Origin of the sequence: Streptomyces aureus, from assembly GCF_000725495.1 — a bacterium.
GTDB lineage: Bacteria > Actinomycetota > Actinomycetes > Streptomycetales > Streptomycetaceae > Streptomyces > Streptomyces aureus_B.
Genome location: NZ_JNZD01000005.1, coordinates 258443 through 282819, shown reverse-complemented (window position 1 = coordinate 282819; position 24377 = coordinate 258443). Strand labels below are relative to the sequence as shown.

The 24377-nt window shown below is 71.8% G+C and carries 19 protein-coding genes and 1 pseudogene; 6 read left to right on the top strand and 14 right to left on the bottom strand.

Features of this window, described 5'->3' with window-relative positions:
• The first annotated feature begins 405 nt into the window (after positions 1–405).
• Together IO36_RS11190 and IO36_RS11185 are read left to right on the top strand one after the other, a co-directional pair.
• Complete coding sequence (locus tag IO36_RS11190) at positions 406–990, top strand: hypothetical protein (RefSeq protein ID WP_158997298.1); 585 nt, start codon at positions 406–408, stop codon at positions 988–990.
• Between the two features lie 545 nt (positions 991–1535).
• Positions 1536–1928 (top strand): annotated as a pseudogene (locus IO36_RS11185) (transposase); the annotation flags it as partial.
• A 3-nt stretch (positions 1929–1931) separates the two neighbouring features.
• Here IO36_RS11185 and IO36_RS11180 read toward each other — a convergent pair.
• The 3 genes from IO36_RS11180 to IO36_RS11170 all read right to left on the bottom strand — a co-directional run bounded on the left by IO36_RS11180 (position 1932) and on the right by IO36_RS11170 (position 4795).
• Positions 1932–2579, bottom strand: coding sequence for a class I SAM-dependent methyltransferase (locus IO36_RS11180; RefSeq protein ID WP_037618894.1), 648 nt, complete (start codon positions 2577–2579; stop codon positions 1932–1934).
• Between the two features lie 325 nt (positions 2580–2904).
• Positions 2905–4116 (bottom strand): YVTN family beta-propeller repeat protein, encoded by a 1212-nt coding sequence (locus tag IO36_RS11175; protein ID WP_245173210.1) that lies wholly within the window; start codon positions 4114–4116, stop codon positions 2905–2907.
• Between the two features lie 427 nt (positions 4117–4543).
• Positions 4544–4795 carry a hypothetical protein gene (locus IO36_RS11170; RefSeq protein ID WP_037618893.1) on the bottom strand — a complete coding sequence of 84 codons (252 nt, stop codon included), beginning with the start codon at positions 4793–4795 and terminating at the stop codon, positions 4544–4546.
• A 431-nt stretch (positions 4796–5226) separates the two neighbouring features.
• On the opposite strand from IO36_RS11170, the gene ettA reads away from it, so the two are divergent.
• From ettA to IO36_RS11155, 3 genes are read left to right on the top strand one after another with little or no spacing between them, the layout of a single operon-like run.
• Positions 5227–6891 carry an energy-dependent translational throttle protein EttA gene (gene ettA / locus IO36_RS11165; RefSeq protein ID WP_078943115.1) on the top strand — a complete coding sequence of 555 codons (1665 nt, stop codon included), beginning with the start codon at positions 5227–5229 and terminating at the stop codon, positions 6889–6891.
• 6 nt (positions 6892–6897) lie between these two features.
• A complete protein-coding gene (locus tag IO36_RS11160; protein ID WP_037618891.1) occupies positions 6898–7308 on the top strand; it encodes an acyl-CoA thioesterase in 411 nt (136 codons plus the stop codon).
• On the top strand, positions 7305–8039 hold the full coding sequence (locus tag IO36_RS11155; RefSeq protein ID WP_037618890.1) for a DUF8010 domain-containing protein: 735 nt from the start codon (positions 7305–7307) through the stop codon (positions 8037–8039). Before IO36_RS11160 ends, IO36_RS11155 begins: the two co-directional genes overlap by 4 nt.
• 84 nt (positions 8040–8123) lie before the next feature.
• On the opposite strand, the gene IO36_RS11150 is transcribed toward IO36_RS11155, so the two are convergent.
• Positions 8124–8528 carry a globin gene (locus IO36_RS11150; protein WP_037618889.1) on the bottom strand — a complete coding sequence of 135 codons (405 nt, stop codon included), beginning with the start codon at positions 8526–8528 and terminating at the stop codon, positions 8124–8126.
• A 162-nt stretch (positions 8529–8690) separates the two neighbouring features.
• Between IO36_RS11150 and IO36_RS11145 the strand changes: the two genes are divergently transcribed.
• Positions 8691–9683 carry a methyltransferase domain-containing protein gene (locus tag IO36_RS11145; protein WP_037618888.1) on the top strand — a complete coding sequence of 331 codons (993 nt, stop codon included), beginning with the start codon at positions 8691–8693 and terminating at the stop codon, positions 9681–9683.
• A 161-nt stretch (positions 9684–9844) separates the two neighbouring features.
• On the opposite strand, the gene IO36_RS11140 is transcribed toward IO36_RS11145, so the two are convergent.
• The 10 genes from IO36_RS11140 to IO36_RS11095 all read right to left on the bottom strand — a co-directional run bounded on the left by IO36_RS11140 (position 9845) and on the right by IO36_RS11095 (position 24376).
• The gene (locus IO36_RS11140) at positions 9845–11251 is read right to left on the bottom strand and encodes an FHA domain-containing protein (RefSeq protein WP_037618886.1); all 1407 of its coding nucleotides are present in this window, start codon (positions 11249–11251) and stop codon (positions 9845–9847) included.
• Positions 11252–11324: 73 nt separating this feature from the next.
• On the bottom strand, positions 11325–12671 hold the full coding sequence (locus IO36_RS11135) for a VWA domain-containing protein (protein ID WP_037618884.1): 1347 nt from the start codon (positions 12669–12671) through the stop codon (positions 11325–11327).
• A gap of 100 nt (positions 12672–12771) precedes the next feature.
• Entirely contained in the window at positions 12772–14202 is a 1431-nt protein-coding gene (locus IO36_RS11130; RefSeq protein ID WP_037619413.1) for a PP2C family protein-serine/threonine phosphatase, read from the bottom strand.
• A gap of 3 nt (positions 14203–14205) precedes the next feature.
• Positions 14206–16890, bottom strand: coding sequence for a serine/threonine-protein kinase (locus IO36_RS11125; RefSeq protein WP_078943143.1), 2685 nt, complete (start codon positions 16888–16890; stop codon positions 14206–14208).
• 84 nt (positions 16891–16974) lie between these two features.
• The gene (locus IO36_RS11120) at positions 16975–18309 is read right to left on the bottom strand and encodes a hypothetical protein (protein ID WP_037618883.1); all 1335 of its coding nucleotides are present in this window, start codon (positions 18307–18309) and stop codon (positions 16975–16977) included.
• Between the two features lie 68 nt (positions 18310–18377).
• Entirely contained in the window at positions 18378–19403 is a 1026-nt protein-coding gene (locus IO36_RS11115) for a glutamate ABC transporter substrate-binding protein (protein WP_037618882.1), read from the bottom strand.
• A 14-nt stretch (positions 19404–19417) separates the two neighbouring features.
• The gene (locus IO36_RS11110) at positions 19418–20845 is read right to left on the bottom strand and encodes a hypothetical protein (protein ID WP_425535523.1); all 1428 of its coding nucleotides are present in this window, start codon (positions 20843–20845) and stop codon (positions 19418–19420) included.
• A 338-nt stretch (positions 20846–21183) separates the two neighbouring features.
• Positions 21184–22218, bottom strand: coding sequence for an N-acetylglucosamine kinase (locus tag IO36_RS11105; RefSeq protein WP_078943142.1), 1035 nt, complete (start codon positions 22216–22218; stop codon positions 21184–21186).
• Complete coding sequence (locus IO36_RS11100; RefSeq protein WP_037618880.1) at positions 22215–23480, bottom strand: 6-phospho-beta-glucosidase; 1266 nt, start codon at positions 23478–23480, stop codon at positions 22215–22217. The genes IO36_RS11105 and IO36_RS11100 overlap by 4 nt, the downstream gene beginning before the upstream one ends.
• 2 nt (positions 23481–23482) lie before the next feature.
• Positions 23483–24376, bottom strand: a complete 894-nt coding sequence (locus IO36_RS11095; RefSeq protein WP_037618878.1) for a carbohydrate ABC transporter permease — start codon at positions 24374–24376, stop codon at positions 23483–23485.
• Position 24377: the final 1 nt, after the last annotated feature.

Sequence of the window (24377 nt, the reverse complement as noted above, 5' to 3'; positions counted from 1 at the left end):
GGGTCCATGCATTTCCTCCCGTGGGGCCGCAGCCTGCCGGGTGGAGCCGCCCGTCTCAATTCCCGTCTCATTCAGCCCCATTCAGAACCGTTCACACGGGACCGTCAGCAGGTGTTGCCGCCCGCGCCAGCCGCCCATGAACGCAGGTGGACGACCCCGGAGGCAGCCCACGAGGCCCCCAGCACAGTTGGAAAGCGTGTTGGGGGCAACGGCGTACGGAATGAGAGCTGGGCTGGGGGAACGGCTGAGCTGAGGAGGGCCAGACGGTCACGTCCCGCGGTGTGGTGTAGCGGATCATGCGTTGTGCGTCCTCGCCCCGGGAGTCGGCGCGGATCTTCGCCGGTGGGCGGCCGCGGAGCCGCGAGCGCGCCATGTCCTGGTTCTCCGGCGATCGAGGAGTGGTGCATGCGTGGTGCTCGTGCAGTAGTTGTGGCGGCCGTGGCTCTGGCTGGTGCGGTGTCGCTGTCGCCGACGGCGGTCGCGGACGGCGGCGACTCGGCACCTGTGAGTGGGGTGGTGTTCAACAACGGCGACGGGAACGTCTCGGTCTTCGGTAACGGCAACAACACTGCCGGCCGCGACAATCTCACCGGCACTGGGCATGTGGCGGGCACTGGTCACACTCTCGTGTCCCTCGCGTCGCCGCAGTCGTGCGCCAGTGGGGCCTACGCCCGGATCACCGTGATCAACCGTACGGCCCAGCCGCTGGCCCTGGCTGACTCCGTGCTTGATGGACAGAACATCCCTCAGCACCTTCCCGGCTCGCTTGCTGCTGGGGCTAGCGCTACAGGTGTTGCGTGTTCCCCGCTCCTTGGCCCCAGTTACACCGTGGCGTTCAACCAGGGCGCCAACTCTGCTGTCCTGACACTGAGCAACATCTTCGGCGGTGCGGTGGTGGGAGGAGAGACTGAGAATGGCCTTTTTCTGTCCTACCCGGTTCCTGACTCGGGGGCGAGCGGGGTGGGCATGACCATCACGGTGACTGCCTGATCTTGCCTGCAATACCAGGCAGTGCGCGGGCTGGGGTTGGAGCGAAGGGAAAGACCTCCGCCTAAGAGGTCGCGCACTGGGCGGTTGGGGACATCGGCAACAGCACGGGCACAGGTTCCTGGTGATCATGGAGTTGCGACGCTCTGTGATCACTAGGTAGACCTGTGCCCGTGTTTGCATCAATGGCTTCGGATGCGCGCTCCGGTCGGGGTCCCGTCTGCAAGTCGCGCCGGGAACGCAGGCGCCGTTATGCAGAACTGCGATTGAACAGTGACGGCGAGGCGCTCCGGGCGACGCGACCGGCATGAGCGGTCGGTGGTTCGGCAGGAATCGTGGCCGGACGGCTGGGACGCGTTTGGTCTCAGCCCCAAGGACGCGTTCGAAGAGCTGGACAACAGCCTGCTGCAAGCCGTTCAAGAGGCAGCAGCGACCGCAGGGGCGATGTACGTCCTCGCACCCGACAAGCGGACGCTCTGTCTGCACGCGCAGACCGGCCTGCCGACAGGTGCGCTGCCGCACCGTTCCCGGCTCATGCGGCCAAGCCCGATGCCGGTCAGCGGCACGACAGTCCCCAGTTCCAGCCGGTCCTGGAGCGGATCCGGGTACCCCGCATGGGTGTCGGCCGACCGCGCTACCGACCGGACCGCGTTCGGGCCGATAAGGCCTACGGCTCCCGAGCCAACCGCGTCTACCTGCGCAAACGCGGGATTCGCTGCACGATTCCGGAGAAGTCCGACCAGATCCGCAACCGCAAGAAGCTCGGCGCCCGCGGCGGCCGTCCGCCGAAGTTCGACAAGGCGGACTACCGCGAGCGGCACGCCGTCGAGTGCGGGATCAACCGCCTCAAGCGCCACCGGGCGGTGGCCACGAGGTACGACAAGCTCGCCGTCCGCTACGAGGCCACCGTCACCATCGCCGTCATCAACGAGTGGCTGTGATCATTACCGCTTACGACCCAGCAACTGCACCGCCTGAGACCGGTGGCCGTTCATCGTGGCAACTTCGATCCTGTACTCCTCCACCAGGTCGAAGTCCGACAGCAGGGCGCGCAGGTGCGCGATGTCATGGTGCCGGCACACCACACCGTCGTCCGTGGCGAAGATCCCGTACGGGGTGCCGAACTGCTGGGCATGCGCGGCGTAGCGGTCGCGGTTTCGCTCGTCGTCCTGCAGGACGAGGTCGCTGACGTAGAGCAGTCCGCCAGGAGCCAGAACGCGGCTCAGCTCGACGACCAGCGCCTGCTGAGCTGCAGTGTCGGGGATGCACGTCAGTACCGCGAACAGCAGGACGACATCGAAGGTCGCCGAGGCGCAGGTCAGGTCTGGCGGAGAGTCGAGGACTTCGAAGCGCAGGTCAGACCGCAACTCACGGCCCCGCTCGATCAGCGTCGGCGACAGGTCCACGCCGGAGACATCGGAGAAGCCATGATCGCTCAACTCCGACATGACACGGCCGTATCCACAGCCGTAGTCCAGAACCCGAGCGTTCGAATTCACCCCTGCCAGCCAGCTGAGATTTACCGGATGGGTGAACGTCTTCGTCGCCCCGATGCCGTCCCAGTATGCGATCTGACTACCAAGATCCTTCATGCGAGAGCAGCATACGGCCCTCACCGAAGCCGTCCTCGCTGCTTGATCCACTTCTGAAACAGGCCCTAGGTCCCGGGTCGATCACGTTCCGGGGACCTTGCCGTGCAGCGCGATGATTATCTGGGGGTGCCAAGAACACGTACAGGTCAGCGCGAGTTCGGCCGTTCAGACAAGTGAGTCACGTAGCGCGGTCTGATCGGTGGTCCGGTTGGGTGCGAAGGGCCGGCGGAGGCTTGGGGCGGCGGGCCGTGGTGTGGGGTTGCGTGGTCACGGGGTGCCCCGGCGTCGGTGGTCCGAGGGTGGGCGGCCGGCGCCGGGGCGTTCGTCATGCCCGTGTGCAGTTGCCGGTGGCCGTGGTTTGCCGGTCGTGGCCTGACTTTCCGTGACCCGGCTTGCCGTGGCCTGGGCAGGGCACGACGCCGATCGCTACCCCGAACGGAAGGTCGCCGACGGGAATGGTGGCCACGACGGTGTTGGTGGCGGTGTTGATCACGGACACCGTGTCGGCGTTGGCGTTGGTGACGTAGGCGCGGGTGCCGTTCGGCGACACCGCCACCTCTCGGGGCGCATCTCCGACAGGGATGGTGGCGACGACCGTGTTCGTCGCCGTCTTGATCACGGACACCGTGTCGGCGTCGGCGTTGACGACGTAGGCGCGGGTACCGTTCGGCGACACCGCCACCCCCTGGGGCGCATCGCCGACGGGGACGGTGGCGACGACCGTGTTCGTGTTCGTCTTGATCACGGACACCGTGTCGTCGTTGAAGTTGGTGACGTAGGCGCGGGCGCCGTTCGGCGACACCGCCACCCCGAACGGGAAGGCGCCGACGGGGACGGTGGCGACGACCGTGTTCGTCGCCGTCTTGATCACGGACACTGTGTTGGCGTCGGCGTTGGTGACGTAGGCACGGGTGCCGTTCGGCGACACCGCCACCCCGATGGGGGCATCGCCGACGGGGATGGTGGCGACGACCGTGTTCGTGTTCGTCTTGATCACGGACACCGTGTCGGCGCTGAAGTTGGTGACGTAGGCGCGGGTGCCGTCCGGCGACACCGCCACCCCCAGGGGCTCAAGGCCGACGGGAACGGTGGCGACGACCGTGTCGGTCGCGGTGTTGATCACGGACACCGTGTCATCGGCGCGGTTGGTGACGTAGGCGCGGGTGCCGTTCGGCGACACCGCCACTTCCCACGGCGCAGCGCCGACGGGCACCGTGACCGCCACCGTGTTCGTCGCTCTGTTGATCACCGACACCGTGTTGGCGTTGAAGTTGGTGACGTAGGCGTAGGTGCCGGGCGGCACGGCCTGGGCGGCTTGCGGGGCCACCATGGGCGCGGCCAGGCCGGCCACTACGACGAGACCTGCCCCCAGCGCCCGCAGCAACCCACCCCACCACGAGCGACGCACTCGAAGATCAGGCGGCGCCGACGACGGGAGGGTCTCCTGCGCGCCCACCCCCCTTACGGCTTGACAGATAGTCACAGCAATCCTCTCGACCGGACCGACATAATGTGGCGCATTATGACAGTCCGTCATATTCGGTACGGCGGAGACGCGCGACCGCCCCGACCATGGGCCATGGCGGTCACCTGGACGTTCGTACGCCCCACCGAGACCGCACCCGGTCGGTTGCCGCGACCGAACCGGAGGATCTGGGGCACGGCGGCTGTGGGCGACTGGCAGGGGCACGGGAGGCCCATGGTCGACCGACCCACCATCGTGGCTGACTGCCGCCGGCTGAGACTCAGACGCTCCATCGCACAGCTTCGCCAAGAGACGTCCGAGGCGAAGAGACCGTGCCATTCGCGTGCCAGATCCTGCGGGGAACCACGGGGAACAGCGGGGACTGACCCCAGAGACGACCCGGGCTCCAGCACCACTCCGCCGCAGATCAGCGCAGCAACCGCCGCCAGGAAACCTCAGCTTCCCAAGCTGATGGCTCAGCGGTTTGGACTGCTCGTATCTATTGGGACGCCCGCGGCCCCTCGGCATCCCTGCGGCTGGACGCGACATGCCGCGCGATCGTGGACAAGGCCAGCTCGTGCTCCTCGTCGACCACCAGCCAACCCTTGTCCAGGAGGGATTGCAGCACTGGGCGAATCTCTTCACCCAGCTCCTTCGCCAAGTCGTCATCCGTGGGGGAGAGGCCATCCTGGACGAGGCTCGCCACGTGGAACACGGCGGCTTCCTCTCCCGCGGTGATGTTGAAGTCCATGACGTGAAGGTATGCGAGCTCCTTGGCCGTGACACGCCGAGGGCCCTGTCGTAGCGGGCCGGCCGTCGCGGCTTGCTCTGGTCAACGGCACCGATGGCGTGGCTGAGGCCAGTGGGGGTGCAGCGAGGCCACGCGCGCGTGGTCGGTCCGTGCACCGCCGTCGTGGCTGACTGGCGTCGGCTGAGGTTCAGGCGAGGCAGGGCGAGGTGTCGCCGGCAGTCGAGCGCGCCACGGCTGGGCCGTCTCTGGGCCGTCCGAGGGGCGCCGAGGACGACCGACGGCGACCGAGAGTGACAGACGATCTACAGACGTCAGCGGTTGAACCCCAGGTCACAGGCCCCCCGCCGAACGGGTTTCCCCCGAGGGGTAGCCGTCAGGCAAGATGGGGTGTATCTGCCCACTGCCGATTTCAAGCGTCCGGACGGTTTCTCTTGGCTGAGTTCATTTACACCATGCGCAAGACGCGCAAGGCGCACGGCGACAAGGTGATCCTCGACGACGTCACCTTGAGCTTCCTGCCCGGTGCGAAGATCGGTGTGGTCGGTCCGAACGGTGCCGGTAAGTCCACCGTTCTCAAGATCATGGCGGGCCTCGAGCAGCCCTCCAACGGTGACGCGTTCCTGTCGCCCGGCTACAGCGTCGGCATGCTGCTCCAGGAGCCCCCGCTCGACGAGTCCAAGACGGTTCTGCAGAACGTCCAGGACGGCGCCGCCGAGATCATGGGCAAGCTGAACCGCTTCAACGAGGTCGCCGAGCTGATGGCGACCGACTACTCCGACGCCCTCATGGACGAGATGGGCAAGCTCCAGGAGGACCTGGACCACGCCAACGCGTGGGACCTGGACACCCAGCTGGAGCAGGCCATGGACGCCCTCGGCTGCCCGCCCGGCGACTGGCCCGTCACCAACCTCTCCGGTGGTGAGCGCCGCCGCGTCGCGCTCTGCAAGCTGCTGCTCGAGGCCCCCGACCTGCTGCTCCTCGACGAGCCCACCAACCACCTGGACGCCGAGTCCGTGCAGTGGCTGGAGCAGCACCTGGCGAAGTACCCCGGCACCGTCGTCGCCGTCACCCACGACCGGTACTTCCTCGACAACGTCGCCCAGTGGATCCTCGAGCTGGACCGCGGCCGCGCCATTCCGTACGAGGGCAACTACTCCACGTACCTCGACAACAAGGCCTCCCGCCTGAAGGTCGAGGGCCAGAAGGACGCCAAGCGCGCCAAGCGGCTCAAGGAAGAGCTGGAGTGGGTGCGGTCCAACGCCAAGGGGCGTCAGGCCAAGTCCAAGGCGCGTCTCTCCCGCTACGAGGAGATGGCGGCCGAGGCCGACAAGATGCGGAAGCTGGACTTCGAGGAGATCCAGATCCCGCCGGGCCCGCGTCTGGGCTCGATCGTCGTCGAGGTCAACAACCTCTCGAAGGCCTTCGGCGACAAGGTCCTCATCGACGACCTCAGCTTCACCCTGCCGCGCAACGGCATCGTCGGCGTCATCGGCCCGAACGGCGCCGGCAAGACCACGCTCTTCAAGATGATCCAGGGTCTGGAGACCCCGGACTCCGGCACGATCAAGGTCGGCGAGACCGTCAAGATCTCGTACGTCGACCAGAGCCGCGAGAACATCGATCCGAAGAAGACGCTGTGGGCCGTCGTCTCGGACGAGCTCGACTACATCAACGTCGGCCAGGTCGAGATGCCCTCCCGCGCCTACGTCTCCGCGTTCGGCTTCAAGGGCCCCGACCAGCAGAAGCCGGCCGGCGTCCTCTCCGGTGGTGAGCGCAACCGCCTGAACCTCGCGCTGACCCTCAAGCAGGGCGGCAACCTGCTGCTCCTCGACGAGCCCACCAACGACCTCGACGTCGAGACGCTGTCCTCGCTCGAGAACGCGCTGCTGGAGTTCCCGGGTGCGGCCGTGGTCGTCTCCCACGACCGCTGGTTCCTGGACCGGGTCGCGACCCACATCCTCGCCTACGAGGGCGAGTCCAAGTGGTTCTGGTTCGAGGGCAACTTCGAGTCGTACGAGAAGAACAAGATCGAGCGCCTCGGCGCGGAGGCGGCGCGTCCGCACCGTGCCACCTACAAGAAGCTGACCCGGGGCTGATCGATCTTGCGGCACATCTACCGCTGCCCGCTGCGCTGGGCGGACATGGACGCGTACGGCCACGTCAACAACGTGGTGTTCCTCCGCTATCTGGAGGAAGCCCGTATCGACTTCCTGTTCCGCCCGGAGAAGGACTTCAAGCAGGGGTCCGTGGTGGCGCGCCACGAGATCGACTACAAGCGTCAGCTGGTCCACCGGCACGCGCCGGTGGACATCGAGCTGTGGGTGACGCAGATCCGGGCGGCGTCCTTCACGATCGCCTACGAGGTCAAGGACCCCGACCAGGTCTACGTCACCGCTTCGACGGTGATCGTGCCGTTCGACTTCGAGCAGCAGCGCCCTCGCCGGATCACGGCCGAGGAGCGCGACTTCCTGGAGACGTACCGCGACGACGAGGACGAGGCCGTCGCGGCATGACCGTCCTGCACCTCGCCGACACGGGGGAGGCGGCCGATCTGGCCGCCTTCCTCTCCCGGCTCGTCCACTACGACCGCGCGGCCGCCGTGCGCCTCAAGGCGGGCGGCACCACGCTCGCGGTCTTCGGCCGGCCGCCGTCGTTCGAGGTCCTCGCGATCCGGACGGCGCGGCTCGCCAAGCCGTACGAGAACGGGCTCGACCTCACCCTCGACACGACCGTCTCCGCGGGCGAACTCCTGGAGTCCGTCGAGGAGTCGGCGGCGACCCTCGCCGTCCCCGCCGCCGTCACCGGGCCCCCGTGGGCCGGTGTCCTGCCGCCCCAGGGCGGCTGGCGGCGGGAGCCGGGGCTGCCCGCCCCGGAGGCCGTGCGGGCCCAGGTCGCCGAAGTGGTGGCCGAATTCCGTTCGCGCACCGAGGAGTTGCCCCCCGAGCTGCGGACCCGTGCCGAACTCGACCGGGTGGGGCGGGAGATATGGTCCCGCCCCGTCGGCGACACCGGACTTCCCGTGCGGGCCGCGCACGCCGCGCAGTCCCTGGGATTCCTGCGGCCCGTACCGCCCATGGCCGTCCCCGCCGGGGGACGGGCATCCTCGGGCGAGCTCCCGGCCGGCGACGCCGCCCCGGCGCTGGTGCTGTACTCGTCGGGCGCGTGGCTGCGGCTGCGGACGCCGTTCGGGTCGATCGCCGTCCGCCGGGCCGGACTCGGCGCGCTGGGCGTCAGCGTCCACTGATCCGGCGGGAGCCGGAACGTACCGGCCTCCGCGCCGGCGACGCGTGCGTGGGGCGCCCCGCGCACGGGACGCCCGAACCCTCGGTCAGCCCGCCGTGTTCACCATCGAGGCGGCCGCGTACGTCAGGTAGTTCCACAGCGTGTGCTCGTGCTCCTCGGAGAGCCCGAGTTCGTCCACGGCGACCCGCATGTGCTTCAGCCAGGCGTCGTGCGCGGCCTGGTCGACCTTGAACGGGGCGTGCCGCATCCGCAGCCGGGGGTGGCCGCGGTTCTCGCTGTACGTCGTCGGGCCGCCCCAGTACTGGATCAGGAACAGCGTGAGGCGCTCCTCGGCCGGGCCCAGGTCCTCCTCCGGATACATGGGCTTCAGCAGCGGATCCCCGGCGACACCCTCGTAGAAACGGTGGACGAGGCGCCGGAAGGTCTCCTCGCCGCCGACCTGCTCGTAGAAGGTCTGCTCCTGAAGCGTGCCGCGCCGAATCTCTTTCACGCCCCCATGTTCTCAGACGGGGCGGCCGAGGACTCAAGGCTTAGGACCGCGCTTGCGGGACCCGCCGGGGCGCGCACTCTCCGCCCGGGCGGTGGAGGTGATGGTTCCGGATCGGCCGGTGCGGCGCTCGCCCCGCGGACCGTTCGGCAGCACAGTGGAGGTATGGGCGCGCACGCTCCCGAAACCGGTCCCGGACCAGCGGACCCCGCCGACACGGCGCGGGCGGCCCTCGTGCGCCTGATCGACCGCAGCGGGGCCTGGGCGAGCGATCCCGTCTGGCGGGAGGCCTTCGAGGCCGTCCCGCGCCATCTCTTCGTGCCGTACTACTACATCGGCGTCACCGGCGGCTACGAGCGGCTGTGGGGCGAGGACCCGGACCCGGCGGCCCGGGACCGGTGGCTGCGCGGCGCCTACGCCGACACCCCGCTGGCGACCCGGGTACGGGACGGGGAGCTCGTCTCCTCCAGCAGCCAGCCGTCGCTGATGGCGACCATGCTGGTGGCCCTGGAGGTGCGCGACGGGGACGCCGTCCTGGAGATCGGGGCCGGGACCGGCTACAACGCGGCCCTGCTGTCGTACCGTCTCGGCGACGGCCTGGTGACCACCGTCGACCTCGACGTGGACATCACGGAGGCCGCGCGGGCGCATCTGGACATCGCCGGGTACCACCCGGACGTCGTCACCGGCGACGGAGCCCGGGGCGTGCCCGAGCGCGCTCCGTTCGACCGGATCATCGCCACCTGCACGCTGACCACGATCCCGCGCGCCTGGCTGGCGCAGTGCGCCCCCGGAGCCCGCGTGCTGGCTCCGCTGGCCACCGGACTGATCGGGCTGGAGGTCCGGGACGCCGGGCACGCCGAGGGGCGCTTCCTGCACACGTCGGCCTTCTTCGTGCCGCTGCGGGGCGCCACCCGGTCGGGTCCGGAGCCGGAGCCGGCCCGGACCGGCGGGGTGCCGCGCCGGGCCCGCGGCCACGATCTGTTCCGCTTCCTGCTCGCCCTGACGGCGGGCCGGCTGGATCCACAGGACGCCTACGCGCTGTGGGAACGCGAGGGGCAGCCGCAGCGCGAGCGGTACGGCGTCACGGTCGACGAGGAGAGCGCCTGGGCCTGGCTGGACGACCCCGAGGGGCCGTACACCTGGCGGCTGCCCTGAGACCGCTGACGTGGGGCCGCTGAAATGAGACGGCTGCCCTGGGCCGGCGCGGGCCGGCTTCCGGGCGTCGTACGCGAACGAAGGCGCCGCGCGAACGGGAGCGCCGCGTAAACGCCCTGCCGGGCCGCCTCGGGCCCGGCAGGTGGTGGCAGGGGGTCCGCTCAGCCCCGGCGGATCGTGATCGTCGTCCAGGCGCCCACGTGCACCCGGTCGCCGTCCTGCAGCGGCACCGGGACGAACGGCTGGATCGGCTCCTCGCCGCCGTTGACCGTGGTCCCGTTCGTCGAGTTCTGGTCGACGACCGCCCAGGTGCTGTCCGGCTGCTGGACCAGGACCGCGTGCTGGTGCGAGACACCGGGGTCCTCCGGCGGCACCGACAGGTCGATGTCCGGGGTGTCGCCGGTGGAGTGCCGGCGGCGGCCGATGGTGATCTGGTTGCCGAGGAGCGGGCGCTGCAGCTCCGGCGAGTACGCGGGCAGGTTCAGGCCCGCGGCCTCGGGGCCGGAACGGTGCATCATCGCCATGAAGTACTCACGGTCCGGGGCGATGGTCGCGCTCCAGGACAGCGACTGCTGCTGCTGGGGCTGCTGCTGGTAGCCGGGGCCGGGCGGGGCCTGGGTGACCGCGGGGTCCGGGTAGCCGTAGCCGCCGGCCCGCTCCTGGCCGCCGGGGCCGCCCTGCGCTCCGGGGCCGCCCTGGACTCCGGGACGGCCGGGACCGCCCTGGCCGCCGGGCGCACCGGAGGACGGCGGGGGGATCACCCAGTCGTCCTCGGCGCCGCCGAAGGCCGGGCCGCCGGACTGCGGGCCGCCCTGCTGCGGCGGTCCGCCCTGGGTGAAGGGCGACGGGGAGGGCTGCTGGGTGTAGGCCTGCGCCTGCGCGGCACCCGGGCCGCCGGGCGCGGCAGGACGCGAGGGGTCGCCGCCGAAGCCCTGCGGGCTGCCGTGGCCACCGGGCGCGGCGGGACGTGAGGGGTCGCCGCCGAACCCCTGAGGGCTGCCGTAGGGCCCGGCCCCCGGACCCGGCGGGATCGGTTCGGCGGGCCGGTTCATCTGCGAGGGCCGCGAGCTCTGGTAGTCGAACGGGTCGTGGCCGGGACCGCCGGCACCCGGACCGCCCGGACCACCGGGACCGGACTGCGGGAACCGCGGCGGCGGATTCTGGCCGCCGGGGCCGCCGGGGCCGCCGGGAGCGCCGTACGGCGACTGCGCGCCGGGAGCACCCGGGCCGCCGGGACCGCCCGGTCCCCCCATGCCGCCGGCCGGCGGACGCGGTGCCGCCGGGGTGTACGAGGTCGCGGTGTTGGTCAGGAAGTTCCACCGGCATTCCTCGCAGAACGGCGCCGCGCCCTCACGGGGCGTGCGGCACTGCGGGCAGAGCTCGGCGTTCGGGTCCGGCATGCCGGAGCGGCCGCCGGGGGCCGGCGGCGGTGAACCGGGCGCCGGGTAGCCGTATCCGGCGCCGGGCGGCGGCGGGGGAGGGAGCGGGGGCACACCGGCCATGCGGTGACCGCAGACCTCGCACCAATCGTCGGAATTCGACTGGTGTCCGTTCGGGCATGTCGGCATGTCGGTCCTTCCCCCTTCCCTTTTCCGGTCGATGTGACCGGGTTTCTCCGGATCCCAGCGGGAACCGGGCTCGCTACTTCTTTACACGAACAGTCTTTGTGGAACGTGTCTCGAGGGTCATCTCGTCGGCCTCCGCGACACGCGCTTTCAATCGCACAGTACCTGCCGCGACATCGACCACGTCCACCACCTTCGCGAGCAGTTTCGCAGTATCGGCGTTTCCGGAGGCTCCTGCCAGTTGAACGGCCCGTCCCAGCTTGGCCGTTGCTCCATCGACATCTCCCGCTTTGCGCAGATCGAGGCCCTGCTGGATGACCTGCGCCAGTTCCGCCTGGCCCGTGTAGTGTGCGACCTGCGGATTGATCGACGTCGAGGCGGCCATGTCGTCGGTCCACACCGCCCGCACGAGCCCCTGCGCCCCGAGGTTCTGCACGGAGCCGTCGCTCCGAGGGATCACCAGCGAGACCCGGGCCGCGAGCATCTCCTGGCCGATCCCGGCCGTGGGGACCCGGACGCACACGTGGTAGTCGCGGGACTCGTCGCCCCAGGAGCCCGTCGGATAGTCGCCCGCGCGGGGTCCGGCCTCGGTACGGCGGTCCGTCAGTTCCTCGACGGTGGGCGCCACCTGCTTGACGAAGGCGATCTCGGTGCCGACCGGAGTCCACACCCGCAGGGCCACGTCGGCGACCTCCTTGCCCATGGCCGTCTCCATCATGTGCGTGAAGTCGGCGGAGAGGGCGGCGGGGTCGGCGACGATGTCCGCGGTGCCGAGCAGCGCCGAGGCGATCCCGGTGACCTCCTTGACCTCCCAGTCGGTGCCCACTCCGCGCGCGTCACAGGTGAAGCGTCCGGCACAGGAGTCCAGCGCGGACCGCAGGTCCTCGGGCGACTCGTGTTCGTTGCGGCCGTCGGTGAGCAGGATGCCGTGCCGGATCGACACCTCCGCGGAGGACAGCAGCCGGTCCGCGAGCCGCAGCCAGGTGCCGATGGCCGTGCCGCCGCCCGCGCTCAGCCGGCGCAGCGCCTGCTTGGCCTGCTCGCGGGTGCCCGCGTCCGCCACGGCGAGCCGTCCGTCGCCCGGATAGACCTCCTTGGCGACGTGCGTGCCGCCGATCACGGCGAAGTGCACCCCGTCGCGCACGGCGTCGATCGCGGCGGCCGTCGCCTCCCGGGCGCCGCGCATCTTGGCCGGCGGGTAGTCCATCGAACCCGAGCAGTCGACCATGATCGCCACGGCGGCGTCGGGCGCCTGGCCCGCGCTGTACAGGTGCGGCGCGGCGACGGCGCTTCCGACGGTGCCGCCGCCGGTCGCGCTCACCGTGACGATCGCGTTGACCTCGCGGCCGCCTTCCGGCAGATATTCGTTCTGGTACACGTCGACCGAGAACTGCGGCACGTTCGACTTCGAGAAATTGGCCATGCCTACTGTGTCCCCCTCGGCCCCCGCCCCCCGGCGGAGGTGCTGACTGGGTGCGGACCGGTCCCCTCCGGTCCGCGGCCGCCCCCGTTCGTTCGCGGCCTCAGGCCGATCCTGCCCCCTGCGAGGGTGCGGGGAACGGCAGGACGGCCACTGTTACGTTGTCGTGGCCCCCGCCGTCCAGGGCATGACCCACCAGAACCCGCGCCGCGTGCAGCGGCCTCTCGGCGGCGTCCAGGGGCACGGCCTCGGCCATCTCCTCCGCCGTCTCCGCGTAGTTCCACAGTCCGTCGGTGCAGACGACGACCACGCCCGGCCGGTCCGGCTTGAACGAGACGGTGTGCGGCTCCAGTTCGTAGGCGTCGGCGCCCAGCCAGCCGGTGATCGCGTGGGCGCGTTCGTCGGCGTAGGCCTCCGCCTCGTTCATCAGGCCCGCGGCGACCATCTGCGCGGCCCAGGAGTCGTCCTCGGTGAGCCGGGCCGGCAGCGAGGTGCGGTCGGCGGGGACCCAGTAGACGCGGCTGTCGCCGACCCAGCCGACGATCAGCAGCGTGGACGTCACCAGGGCGCCGACGATGGTGCAGGCGGGGGCGTTCACGTGCGGGGCGTTCTCGCCCTGCGCGCTGTCCGGTCCCGCCAGCGCGTTGACCGCCTCCGAGGCCGCGACGATCGCCTCGTGCAGGGCGGCCTGCGGATGCGTGCCCAGCGGAAGGGCCGCCAGGAGCGACTCGTTGGCCGCGTGGGCGGCGGCGAGCGACGCCTCGTCGGGGCGGGTCGCGGAGGACACCCCGTCGCAGACGATCGCGACGACCGCGGGGGAGCCGTCGGGCAGCGCGGTCGAGGAGACCGCGAACGCGTCCTCGTTGCGGTGGTGGCGCAGCCCCCGGTCGCTGACCGCGGCGACCGCGCCCAACTCCTGCTCCATGTGGTCCCGTTCGCGGGGCTGCGCGTGCCCGCAGTTCTCGCAGTAGCCGTCGGTGTCCACCTGGCCCGCGCGGCAGGCCACGCACACCTTGGCGCCCGCGGGCGGAGCGGGCAGGTCCGCGGTGCGGGGATCGGCGGGAGTCCCGGGGCCGGAGCCCTGGGCCGGGGGAGCGAGCGGGTACTCGTCGGGCTCCGACGGCCGATCGAAGCGCACCCCCGAGGGCTTCGAGGCGGGCCGCCTCGCGGCGGGCGGCCGGGGGCCCGCCGGATCGGCCTGCGCGTGCTCCGGGTCGCCGGGGCGCTCGGGGTGCTCCGGATGCGGCAGTTCGGAACCACCCGAATCGGTGCCCTGGATGTCGGCGGCGCGGTGGACCGGCGCGGGCGTGTCGGTGCTGCCGGGCTCCTCCGCCCGGGGCCAGTCCACGGACGGGGCGGCCGGCGGGAGGCCGGCCTCGCTGCCGTTCATGGCGATCGTGGGATGGTCCTGCGGCGGTGCGGACACCGCCGACAGGTCATAGCCGCACGCGCCGCAGAAACGGTCGGCCGCCTCCAGCGGCTCCTCGCAACTGGGGCACCGCGACAGGGCCGTCGGCTGGGGCATCTGGGACATCAATCACACCCACGTCCGGGGGCGGTAACGGTTTGCACGTTCCACCAGGTCGATCCTCTCCTCGCCGCCCCGCGCGAGCCGGGCCAGCGTCCGGTACGAACGTTCGAGGCCGAAACGGAGGCCACGCTCGTCCAACTCGCTGCCGAGCAGCGCGGTTCCGACCCCGGAAGCCGGACCGGAACCCTGGCTACCGGAGAGTACCCAGTCCAGGGCGCAGCCGAGGACCTCCGTCGACAACTCCTCGCGCCGCACCGCGTCCAGACCGAACCCGTCGAGCGCCTCCACCTGCCCGGCCGCCGCCGTCAGCTCGTCCAGGAACGGCACCGCCGTCTCCGTGAGGGGCCGCTGCCGCAGCCGCGCCCGCACCGCCGCGACCCGGGCCGCCGTGTAGTGGATCGACGACTCCGGCACGGACTCCAGGGTGCGTACGGCGCCGCCGCGGTCGCCCGCCGCGAGCTGCACCCTGGCCAGCCCGAACGCCGCGCTCACATAGCTCGGATCGGTCGTCCACACCAGGCGGTAGTACTCGGCGGCGTTGTCCAGCTGGCCGAGCACCTCGGCGCACACACCGAGGGCCAGCTTGGGCGCGGGCTCGCCGGGGAAGGCGTCGTACACCGCGTCGAAGGACAGCGCCGCGATCTCGTTCTCGCCGGCCGCCAGCGCCGTGACACCGCGGTACCAGACCACCCGCCAGTCGTCCGGGTGATCCGCCTCCAGTACGTCGACGGCCGTGCCGGCGGCGCGCTGCTCGCCCATCTCCAGAAGGGCCCGCAGCTCCCGCAGCCGCAGCTCCGGCGAGGGGGCCGGGGCCGCCCGCAGCGCCGCGATCAGCTCGGCCGGCGCGGACGCGATGAGCCCCGCGAGGAAACCGGCGTTCGGATCGCCGGGGTCGACCCGCGGCACGGGCAGGGCGAGCGCGGTCGCCGCCGTCCGGACGGCTCTGACCAGCGCGGCGGAGGCGGGGGGAGCGGGCGGCAGCGGCCGGGAGCCGTTCGTGCCCGCGGCCGGCCGGGACGTGCCCTTCCGGCCCCGGGCCGGGACCGCGCGGGCCCCGAGCCGCGACACGTCCTCGGCCGCCCTCCCGAACAGCTCGGTGTCGGTGACCTTGGTCTCGGGACCGAACAGGGTCGACAGCGCCGGCCGCGCCCGCCCCGTCTGGAGCGAGACCACCTCGCGCAGCACGCCCGTCAGCTGCTCGGACATCTCCTGCGCCGAGGCGAACCGGCGGGCCGGGTCCGGGTCGGTGGCCCGCACCAGCAGCCGGTAGAACGACTCGTACTGGCGGAAGACCTCGATGTTGTCGGGGTCCGGCAGGGAGTCGACGAAGACGTTCGTGTAGCCCTGGAAGTCGAAGGAGAGGACGGCGAGCGTACGGGCCACGGTGTACAGGTCGGAGGCGACCGAGGGGCCCACCTCGGCCACCTCGGGGGCCTGGTAGCCGACCGTGCCGTAGATGGCCGACTCGTCGTCGTCCATCCTGCGCACCGCGCCCATGTCGATCAGCTTGAGCTGGTCCTCGGTCTGGATGGCGTTGTCGACCTTGAAGTCGCAGTACAGCAGGTTGCGGCTGTGCAGATGGCCGAGGGCCTCCAGGGCCTCGATGCCGTACGCGCAGGCCTGTTCCACCGGCAGCGGGTCGCGCTTGCCGTCCGCCGTGCGGCGCCCGTTCGCGAGCTCCTTGAGCGACTTGCCGCCGACGTACTCCATGACGATGTACCCGTCCAGCGATCCCGTCCGCTGGTCCAGGTGCTCGACGAAGTTGTAGATCCGCACGATGTTGGCGTGCTCGATCTCGGCGAGGAAGCGCCGCTCGGAGATCGCCGCCGCCATCGCGTCCTGGTCGCCCGTGTCGAGCAGACCCTTGAGGACCACCCAGCGGTCGGACACCGCGCGGTCGACGGCGAGGTAGACCCAGCCGAGCCCGCCGTGCGCCAGACAGCCCATCACCTCGTACTGGCCGCGCACGATGTCACCGGTGGTGAGCTTCGGCACGAACGAGTACGGGTGGCCGCACTTCGTGCAGAACCCCTCGGTGCGGCCCGGCCGTTCGCCGCGGGCACGCCCGACCGGCGCCCCGCAGTCGGAGCGCGAACAGAACCGTTTGCGCTCGGGCACCTCCGGGTTCTCCAGGACCATCGCGCGCGGATCGGGCCGCGGCACCCCCGGGACCTCGACGAGCCCCGCGCCGAGCCGCCCGCGCGCCGAGGCGGACGCCGACGAACCCGAGCTGCGCACCGACACCGAGCGGCCCGTCGACCGGCCCGACAGCGACCGTGACAGCCGGCCCGAGACCGAGCGCCGCGACTGCGAGGAGCGCGACGAGGTGCGCGAGCTGGCGCGTGAACCGCCGCGCACACTGCTGCTGTCGGAGCCGCCGGCGGCCCCGCCCCTGCCCGCCGCGGACGCGCCTCCCGCACCCGTGGCGGGACTCGACGCGCTCCCGGACCCGGTGGACCGTGCGGCCGGTTCGGCGGGGGCGAGGCCGCAGGTGTCGCAGTACAGCTCGCCGCCGCCCATGTCCTCGTACGACCCGTTGCAGCCGGGCCGTCCGCAGCCGTGCCCGCTCACCGGCGGTTCGCCCGCGGCGGGTTCCGGCTCGCCCGCGGGCCGCTCGGACCCGGTGGACCGTGCGGCGGGTCCGGCGGGGGCGAGGCCGCAGGTGTCGCAGTACAGCTCGCCGCCGCCCATGTCCTCGTACGACCCGTCGCAGCCGGGCCGTTCGCACCCGCGCTCACTCACCGGCTGCTCGCTCACACCGCATCCCCTCGCCGCTCACGCTCCGGACCCCCTGTGGTCCGTACGGTCCTCGGGCCCGCCCTGCCCGGGCACTTGCGGGCTCAGCAGCTCGGCCGCCGCCCGCTGGTAGCGCAGGACGGCCTCCCCGGCCACCCGCAGATCACAGGGAGCGCTCCACAGCATGCGCCGGGCCGCGTCGTAGCGCTCGACCAGGAACGGGTCCTCGGCGAGGCCGTGCCGGGCGACCTTCGCCTTGTAGGCGTCCAGCCGGCCCCGCAGCTCCGCGCGGACCGCCAGCGGCTGGGTGACCGCCGTCAAGGACTCACGCGCGCGCAGGAGTTCGTCCTCCGCCCGCTCCTCGAGCGCCTCCAGGAGCGGCGAGAGGCGGTGCCACTGCGCGTGCCTGCGGTACTCCGCGGCCGTCGCCAGCTGCTCCTGCAACGCCGTCGGCGGGCCGCTGACGGCCGGCACCTCGGACGCGGCGATCTTCGCGAGGACCTCGCCGCGGGCACTGCGCGCCTCGGCGAGCGTACGGTCCGCGCGGCTGAGCACGTCCCGCAGCTTCACCAGCCGCGCCTCGGCGTCCTGGCGCACCGTCAGGACCGCCTCGATCTCCCGGCGCACCTCCTCCAGGGCACGTGCCTCACGGTCGTACGCCGTGGTGTCGGGGCGGCCGCCACCCGGGGCCGAACTGCCCTGTGCCGGGACCCAGAAGGAGAGCGGGTCGGAGACCACGCGCTCGCGCAGGGCGGTCAGGGTCCGGGTGATCCGCTCCAGGTCGTCGCCGGAGGGGTGTTCGCCGGGACGCACGCCGACGGAGTGCGCGAGCGCCCGGGTGCGCTGGAGCTCGGCGGCCAGTAAATCTATGCGGGCGGGCAGCGCGGACCAGACGGCGTCCGCGGTGACGACCATGTCGAGCGAGGACGCGTACAGCTCGTTCATCCGGTCGACCAGGGCGGCCAGCGAGAACCGTTCGCTGAGCTTGCCGGTGCCGGCCAGCGTGGGGGCGTTCGCGGTGGCCGTGGTGGACCCGGCGACCGTGATGCCCGAGCCGCGCAGCAGCTCGGTCAGTTCGACGAGGTCCTCACGGCTGGACCAGCGCCTGCGGGAACGGATCCCGCGCGCCGAGTGCAGCGCGTCCGTGTACGCGTCGAAGTAGGCCCAGAGCAGGGTGATCGACGCGTCCGCGGACGCCCAGCGCTCCTTGGTCGAGCCGGTGAGTTCGGCGCCCTCCAGGAGTCTGCGGCCCGCGTGGTCCTGGAGGGCGAGGAGCGAGGTCTCGATGGCCTCGTGCTCCGCGCCGAGGCGCGCCAGCGCACGGTCCGCCTCGTCCCGGTCCATCACCGGCCCGGGGGGTCCCGTGACGCCCATCGATCACCTCTCGTTCTCGTGCGGTTCCGGCGCGCGCGGGTGCGCGGCCGGTCGGTTCTGCGGTCGTGTCAGGTCGTCCGCCCGTACACGGCGGGAGGCGGGTTCTGCGAGGGCGAATCGGCCCCGAGGGTCGGAGCGAGCCACTTGTCGTACGACTGCCGCCAGCCGTCCTTGCGGTAGTCGGCCAGGACCTGGTTGACCCGGCGTACCAGATCCTTGGCGCCCAGGTTCATCGCCACGCCGTAGTACTCGGTGGTGAACGTGCCGCCCTCGAGCTTGACCGTGGGGTCCTGGGCGGCCTGGCTCGCGGCGAGCGCGCCGTCGGTCACGACCGCGTCGGCCTCGCCGAGCTGGAGGCGCACCAGACAGTCGAGCTGGTTGGGCACGGGAGGGAGGACGACGGCGGAGGGGGCGAGCTTGTGGTGGTCCCGGTCGGACTTCAGCCGGTCGTAGGCGGTGGAGCTCGCCGCCGAGCAGATCCGCTTGCCCGCGAGGCTCTTGTCGTACCCGGTGATGCCGGAGTTCGCCGGGGCCAGCACCTGCTGGCCGGTCTTGAAGTAGGGCGCGGAGAACGTGACCTGGCGGAGGCGCTCGCAGGTGATCGTCATGGTGCGCACCACCATGTCGACCTTGCCCTGCTGCAGGGCGGGGATGCGCTGGCTGGTGGGGATGGCCCGGAACTGCACGGCGTTCTCGTCGCCCAGGATGTTCTTGGCGATCGCGTGCACCAGGTCGATGTCGAAGCCCTCCAGGTCGCCGCCGGCCTTCGGGTTGTTCGGGTCGCGGTAGCCCCAGTGGTAGCTGTTCTGGTCGACGCCGACGATCAGCCGCCGGTCCTTGCGGTTCTTGATGGCGTCGATCGTCGCCCCGTCGGCGCCCGACGGGGAGAGGCTGCGGTCCTGCGGGTCGGTGCAGTCCTCGTCCCTGGCCTGGGTGCCGAGGGCCAGTCCGGGCCCGCCGACACCGGCGCCGCCGCTCCCGCGCGCGGAGTCCGGCAGCATCAGCGCGAGGATCAGCGCCGTCACGCAGGCGAGCGCCATCGCGCCCACGCCGCCCCAGCCCCTGAGGCTCGCCCTCAGACGTCGTGCGTTCATCGCCGCTCCTCCTCTCACCGGTACTCCGAAAGCCTGCGGCCTATGCCGAGCAGGGCGCCCGCGGCGGCCAGCACGGCCAGGACCGCGGCGCCGGCCGGCAGGCCGGTCATGGCGTCCAGGCCGTTGCCCGCCGCCCGCTGGAACTCGTCCTGCTCGTGCGTGACCGCGTCCCTCAGGTTCGTGTCGACGCCGTCGAAGCACACGCCCGTGGGCTTCTTGTCCTTGGAGCCGATGACCCGGTCGAGCGCAAGCTGGTACTCGCCGTTGTTGTCGGCCTTCCGGGCCAGGGAGTGACGGTCCTTCCAGACCTCCATGTCGGCGGTCGCGGCGTGGACGGGCTTCTCGCCCGCCTGGTCGTCGGCGAGCTTCGCCGCCGCGGCGAGGTGCGCGGTGAGCGCCTTCATGTCCTTGTCGAAATTGAAGTCGTACAGGTCGACGGTGGTCTTGTCCGGCAGCGTCATGGTCTCCGCGCCCCGGCTGACCAGGGTGAGGTTCTCGTTGCCCCGCGCCTTCAGGGCGGCGATCTGGGCGTCGTGCAGCACGCTCAGGGAACGGACCCCGTGGTCGTAGGACTCCTCGAGCCCGGACCGGGCGAGGGTGTGTCCGACGGTGAGCCACAGCAGCACCACGAGGCCGGCCGCGGTGGCGGCGGCCATGCCGTGGTTGAGCACCCGGTTCGTCCGGAGGTAGTTGCGCCGCTGGGCCCAGGCGAGCGCGCCGAGCGCGAGGAGTCCGAGGGCGATCGCCGCCCACGGGTAGGGCTTCGCCTCCGCGTAGTCGCTGCCGAGCCGCTGGTTCTCCCGGTCGTAGAGCTGTTCGGCCTTCGGGAGCATCCGGTTCTGCATCGTGTCGTTCGCGTACCGCAGGTACGCGCCGCCCAGCGGATAGCCCTGCCGGTTGTTGGCACGGGCCCGCTCGATCAGCCCCTTGTACTGGGGCAGCAGTTCGTTGAGCTCGGAGATGGTCCTGGCCGAGGCGGAGCCCGGCTCGGAGCTGTTGGCCGCGGTGATGAGCTTCGCGGCCGCCGTCCTGATGTCGCTCTCGTAGCGGTCGCGGGACTCCTGCGTCTCCTGCCCGCCCGCCAGGAAGCCGCTGGAGGCCGCGGTGTTGGCGTCGGCCAGGGAGCGGTAGATGTCGGCGGCGCTGGCGCTCAGCGGCTGGCTGCGGTGCAGCACGTTGTCGGCGGCGGCAGAACGTTCCGTCATCTGCCAGGCGGTGACGGCGCCGAACGCGACGACCAGCAGGGCGAGGACGGCGCCGATGATCCGCAGCCGGCCCGGCTCGGTCGTCGCCGCGGCGCGCAGCCGGTCCACACCCTCGGCCCACGCCGTGCGCCGCGGTGCCGCGCCGGGGGCCGGGGAGACGCTCCGCGGGGCGTCCGGGGACGCGGGGGATCCGCCCGGGGTCCGGGGCGGCCCGGCCTGCGGCGGCACGGCCGGCATCGTGGGCGCGCCCCGCCCAGGTGGCGCCGCGCTGCCCTTCGGCGGGTGTGTCACTGTCGACCTCCCCCATGGTCATCCGCTCGGTCACGCCCACCGCGGACGCGGGAGACGCGCCGTCCGGCGTACGTGCACGGCGGCAAGTATCGCCGTCCGTACCGGTATCCGCACAGGCCTTGCCTGGATCTTGTCGGATCACGGCGCGGCACGACTCCCCCGTGCCACCCCCCTTCTCAAGAACACGTGTTCCGCATCCTTTTGGTTCCCGTCCCTGCACACCAGGTCACGGGCCCTGCCGGAGCCGTGGCCGGCGGCACCGGTGCCGCCGGCCACGGGGCCCCTCAGCCCCCTTCGTAGAACGCCCGCACCCGCGCGTGGACTTCGCCCGCGGCCCGTACGTGGTCCAGGCCCAGGAGCGCGGCACCCAGCACCGGCGGGGCGGTGACCACGCGGGGGACCGCCCTGGGCGCGCGGGCGGCCAGGAGCTCGTGCACGCGGTCGTCGAGCCGCGGGTGGCGGGCGGCGAGGATGCCTCCGCCCAGCAGCACCGGGGTCTCCTCGGCGAGCAGGCCCAGACGGCCGAGGGCCACCGTGGCCATGCTGACCACCTCGTCCGCGAGGCGGTCGACGACCGCCAGCGCCACCGGGTCGCCGTCCGCCGCCGTGGCGAACAGGACCGGGGTCAGCTCGTGGCGGCGCGCGCCCGGGATGTGTTCCAGGTGGAGCGCCTCGATGAGCGCGTACATGGAGTCCAGGCCGAAGTGCGCGGGCAGGGTGCGGGCCAGCTCGGTCGCGCCGCCCCGGCCGTCCTCGGCCCGTGCGGCGTGCCACAGGGCCTCCTCCGCCAGAGCCCAGCCGCCGCCCCAGTCACCGGAGATGCGGCCGATGGCGGGGAAGCGCGCGGTGCGGCCGTCGGGCCGCATGCCCACGCAGTTGATGCCGGCCCCGCAGACCACGGCGACCCCGCGCGGCTCGGCGATCCCGGCCCGCAGGATCGCGAACGTGTCGTTGCGCACCTCCACCCCCGCGCCCCAGGCGCGCGCCCGCAGCGCCGCCGCCAACTGCTCCTCCTCCACGGGCAGATCGGCGTTGGCGAGGCAGGCCGAGACATGCCCGACCGAGGTGACGCCCGCCTCGGCGAAGGCCCGCCGCACGGCGTCGGCGACGGTGTCCACGGCCGTCTCCACGCCGACCGCCGGGGGCCGGAACCCGCCGCCGCGCGCGGTGCCGGTCACGCGGCCGTCCGCGGCCACGACGGCGACGTCGGTCTTGCTGTTCCCCGCGTCGATGGCCAGGACGAGGCCCGCGGGCTCCGTCCCGGCGCCGGTGGGGCCGGACCCGGCCGCGGTCCCGGCGCCGGTCTCCGTCGAGGTCATGCCCACGCGAGGTGCTCCCGGTTGTGCGCGATCAGCTGGTCGGTCAGGGCGTCGGCCAGGGCGTACTGGCCGACCAGGGGGTGGGCGAGCAGCGCCCGGAAGACCCGGTCGCGTCCGCCGCGCAGGGCGGCGTCCAGGGCGAGGTCCTCGTACGCGGTCACGCCCGCCATCAGGCCCGCGTACAGCGGGTCCACGGCCGGCACCGGCAGCGGCGCGGGCCCCTTGGCGTTCACCGCGGCCTGCACCTCGATCACCGCGTCGTCCGGCAGGAACGGCAGGGTTCCCCGGTTGAGGGTGTTCACCACCTGGTACGGGCTGCCGCCCCCGCCCAGCAGGGAGGCGGCCAGGTCGACGGCCGCCTCGGAGTAGTAGGCGCCGCCCCGCTTCGCGAGCAGTTCCGGCTTCTCGTCGAGCGCCGGGTCGCCGTACATCTTCAGCAGCGTCCGTTCCATCTCGGCCACTTCGGCGGCGCGGGAGGGCTTGGTGCGCAGCTCGCGGACGACCTCGTCGTGGGCGTAGAAGTAGCGCAGGTAGTACGAGGGGACCACGCCGAGGCGCTCGACCAGTGAGCGGGGCAGCCGCAGATCGGCGGCGATCGTGTCGCCGTGCCCGGCGAGCAGCCGCGGCAGGGCGTCCTCGCCCTCGGGGCCGCCCAGACGCACACCGGTCTCCCAGGTGAGGTGGTTGAGGCCCACGTGGTCGAGGTGGACCTCGGCGGGGGAGACCCCGAGGAGTCCGGCGAACTTCCGCTGGAAGCCGATCGCCACGTTGCACAGGCCGACCGCCTTGTGGCCCGCCTGGAGCAGGGCACGGGTCACGATGCCGACCGGGTTGGTGAAGTCGATGATCCACGCGTCCGGGTTGGTGCGGCGGACCCGCTCGGCGATGTCCAGCACCACCGGGACCGTGCGCAGTGCCTTGGCCAGTCCGCCGGCGCCGGTCGTCTCCTGGCCGACGCAGCCGCACTCCAGCGGCCAGGTCTCGTCCTGCTCGCGGGCGGCCTGGCCGCCGACGCGCAGCTGGAGCAGGACGGCGTCGGCGCCCTCGACCCCCGCGTCCAGGTCGGAGGTGGTGACGATCCGGCCGGGGTGGTCCTGACGGGCGAAGATCCGGCGGGCCAGTCCGCCGACCAGCTCCAGGCGTTCGGCGGCGGGGTCGACGAGGACCAGTTCCTCGACGGGCAGGGTGTCCCTGAGCCGGGCGAAGCCGTCGATGAGTTCGGGGGTGTAGGTCGACCCTCCGCCGACCACGGTGAGTTTCATGGTTAACCCTTCACTCCGGTGAGCGTGACGCCTTCGACGAACGCCTTCTGCGCGAAGAAGAACACGAGGATCACGGGGGCCATGACCAGGACGGTCGCGGCCATGGTGAGATTCCAGTCGGTGTGGTGCGCGCCCTTGAAGGACTCCAGCCCGTAACTCAGCGTCCAGGCGGCCGGGTTCTCGGACGCGTAGATCTGGGGGCCGAAGTAGTCGTTCCAGGCGTAGAAGAACTGGAAGAGCGCGACGGCCGCGATGCCGGGCTTCGCCATCGGCAGGACGACCCTGAGCAGGGTCCGCAGCTCCCCGCAGCCGTCGACCCGGGCGGCGTCCAGGTACTCGTTCGGGATGGTCATCAGGAACTGGCGCAGCAGGAAGATGGAGAACGCGTCCCCGAACGCCATCGGGATGATCAGCGGCCACAGCGTGCCGGACAGGTCCAGCTGCTTCGCCCAGAACAGGTACATCGGGATGATCACGACCTGGGGCGGCAGCATCATCATCGAGATGACCAGCATCAGCGACAGATTCCGGCCGCGGAAGCGGAACTTGGCCAGGGCGTAGGCGACGGGGATCGACGAGACGACCGTCAGGACCGTGCCGAAGCTGGCGTACAGCAGTGTGTTCTTCCACCAGGTGAGGAAGCCCGGGGTGTCGAAGACCTTCTTGTAGTTGCCCCACTCCCAGGTGTGCGGGATCAGGTCGCGGCTCAGTGCCTGGCTGTCGCTCATCAGCGAGGTCAGGAACACGAAGACGAAGGGCAGCACGAAGAAGAGGGCGGCCGCGACGCCGAGGGAGTGGACCGCGACCCACTCCAGGAGGGCCCGGCGGCGCGCGGTGCGCTCGGCGGGGGTGGCCGGGGCGGTCAGCTCCACGGGCTTGTCGAGTACTTGGGTCATC

Excerpts from the sequence above, each read along its gene's own strand:
- IO36_RS11190 (WP_158997298.1), top strand. The coding sequence starts at position 406 with ATGCGTGGTGCTCGTGCAGTAGTTGTGGCGGCCGTGGCTCTGGCTGGT.
- IO36_RS11180 (WP_037618894.1), bottom strand. The coding sequence starts at position 2,579 with ATGAAGGATCTTGGTAGTCAGATCGCATACTGGGACGGCATCGGGGCG.
- IO36_RS11175 (WP_245173210.1), bottom strand. The coding sequence starts at position 4,116 with ATGACGGACTGTCATAATGCGCCACATTATGTCGGTCCGGTCGAGAGG.
- IO36_RS11170 (WP_037618893.1), bottom strand. The coding sequence starts at position 4,795 with ATGGACTTCAACATCACCGCGGGAGAGGAAGCCGCCGTGTTCCACGTG.
- IO36_RS11155 (WP_037618890.1), top strand. The coding sequence starts at position 7,305 with ATGACCGTCCTGCACCTCGCCGACACGGGGGAGGCGGCCGATCTGGCC.
- IO36_RS11145 (WP_037618888.1), top strand. The coding sequence starts at position 8,691 with ATGGGCGCGCACGCTCCCGAAACCGGTCCCGGACCAGCGGACCCCGCC.
- IO36_RS11140 (WP_037618886.1), bottom strand. The coding sequence starts at position 11,251 with ATGCCGACATGCCCGAACGGACACCAGTCGAATTCCGACGATTGGTGC.
- IO36_RS11135 (WP_037618884.1), bottom strand. The coding sequence starts at position 12,671 with ATGGCCAATTTCTCGAAGTCGAACGTGCCGCAGTTCTCGGTCGACGTG.
- IO36_RS11130 (WP_037619413.1), bottom strand. The coding sequence starts at position 14,202 with ATGTCCCAGATGCCCCAGCCGACGGCCCTGTCGCGGTGCCCCAGTTGC.
- IO36_RS11125 (WP_078943143.1), bottom strand. The coding sequence starts at position 16,890 with ATGGGCGGCGGCGAGCTGTACTGCGACACCTGCGGCCTCGCCCCCGCC.
- IO36_RS11120 (WP_037618883.1), bottom strand. The coding sequence starts at position 18,309 with ATGGGCGTCACGGGACCCCCCGGGCCGGTGATGGACCGGGACGAGGCG.
- IO36_RS11115 (WP_037618882.1), bottom strand. The coding sequence starts at position 19,403 with ATGAACGCACGACGTCTGAGGGCGAGCCTCAGGGGCTGGGGCGGCGTG.
- IO36_RS11110 (WP_425535523.1), bottom strand. The coding sequence starts at position 20,845 with ATGCCGGCCGTGCCGCCGCAGGCCGGGCCGCCCCGGACCCCGGGCGGA.
- IO36_RS11105 (WP_078943142.1), bottom strand. The coding sequence starts at position 22,218 with ATGACCTCGACGGAGACCGGCGCCGGGACCGCGGCCGGGTCCGGCCCC.
- IO36_RS11100 (WP_037618880.1), bottom strand. The coding sequence starts at position 23,480 with ATGAAACTCACCGTGGTCGGCGGAGGGTCGACCTACACCCCCGAACTC.
- IO36_RS11095 (WP_037618878.1), bottom strand. The coding sequence starts at position 24,376 with ATGACCCAAGTACTCGACAAGCCCGTGGAGCTGACCGCCCCGGCCACC.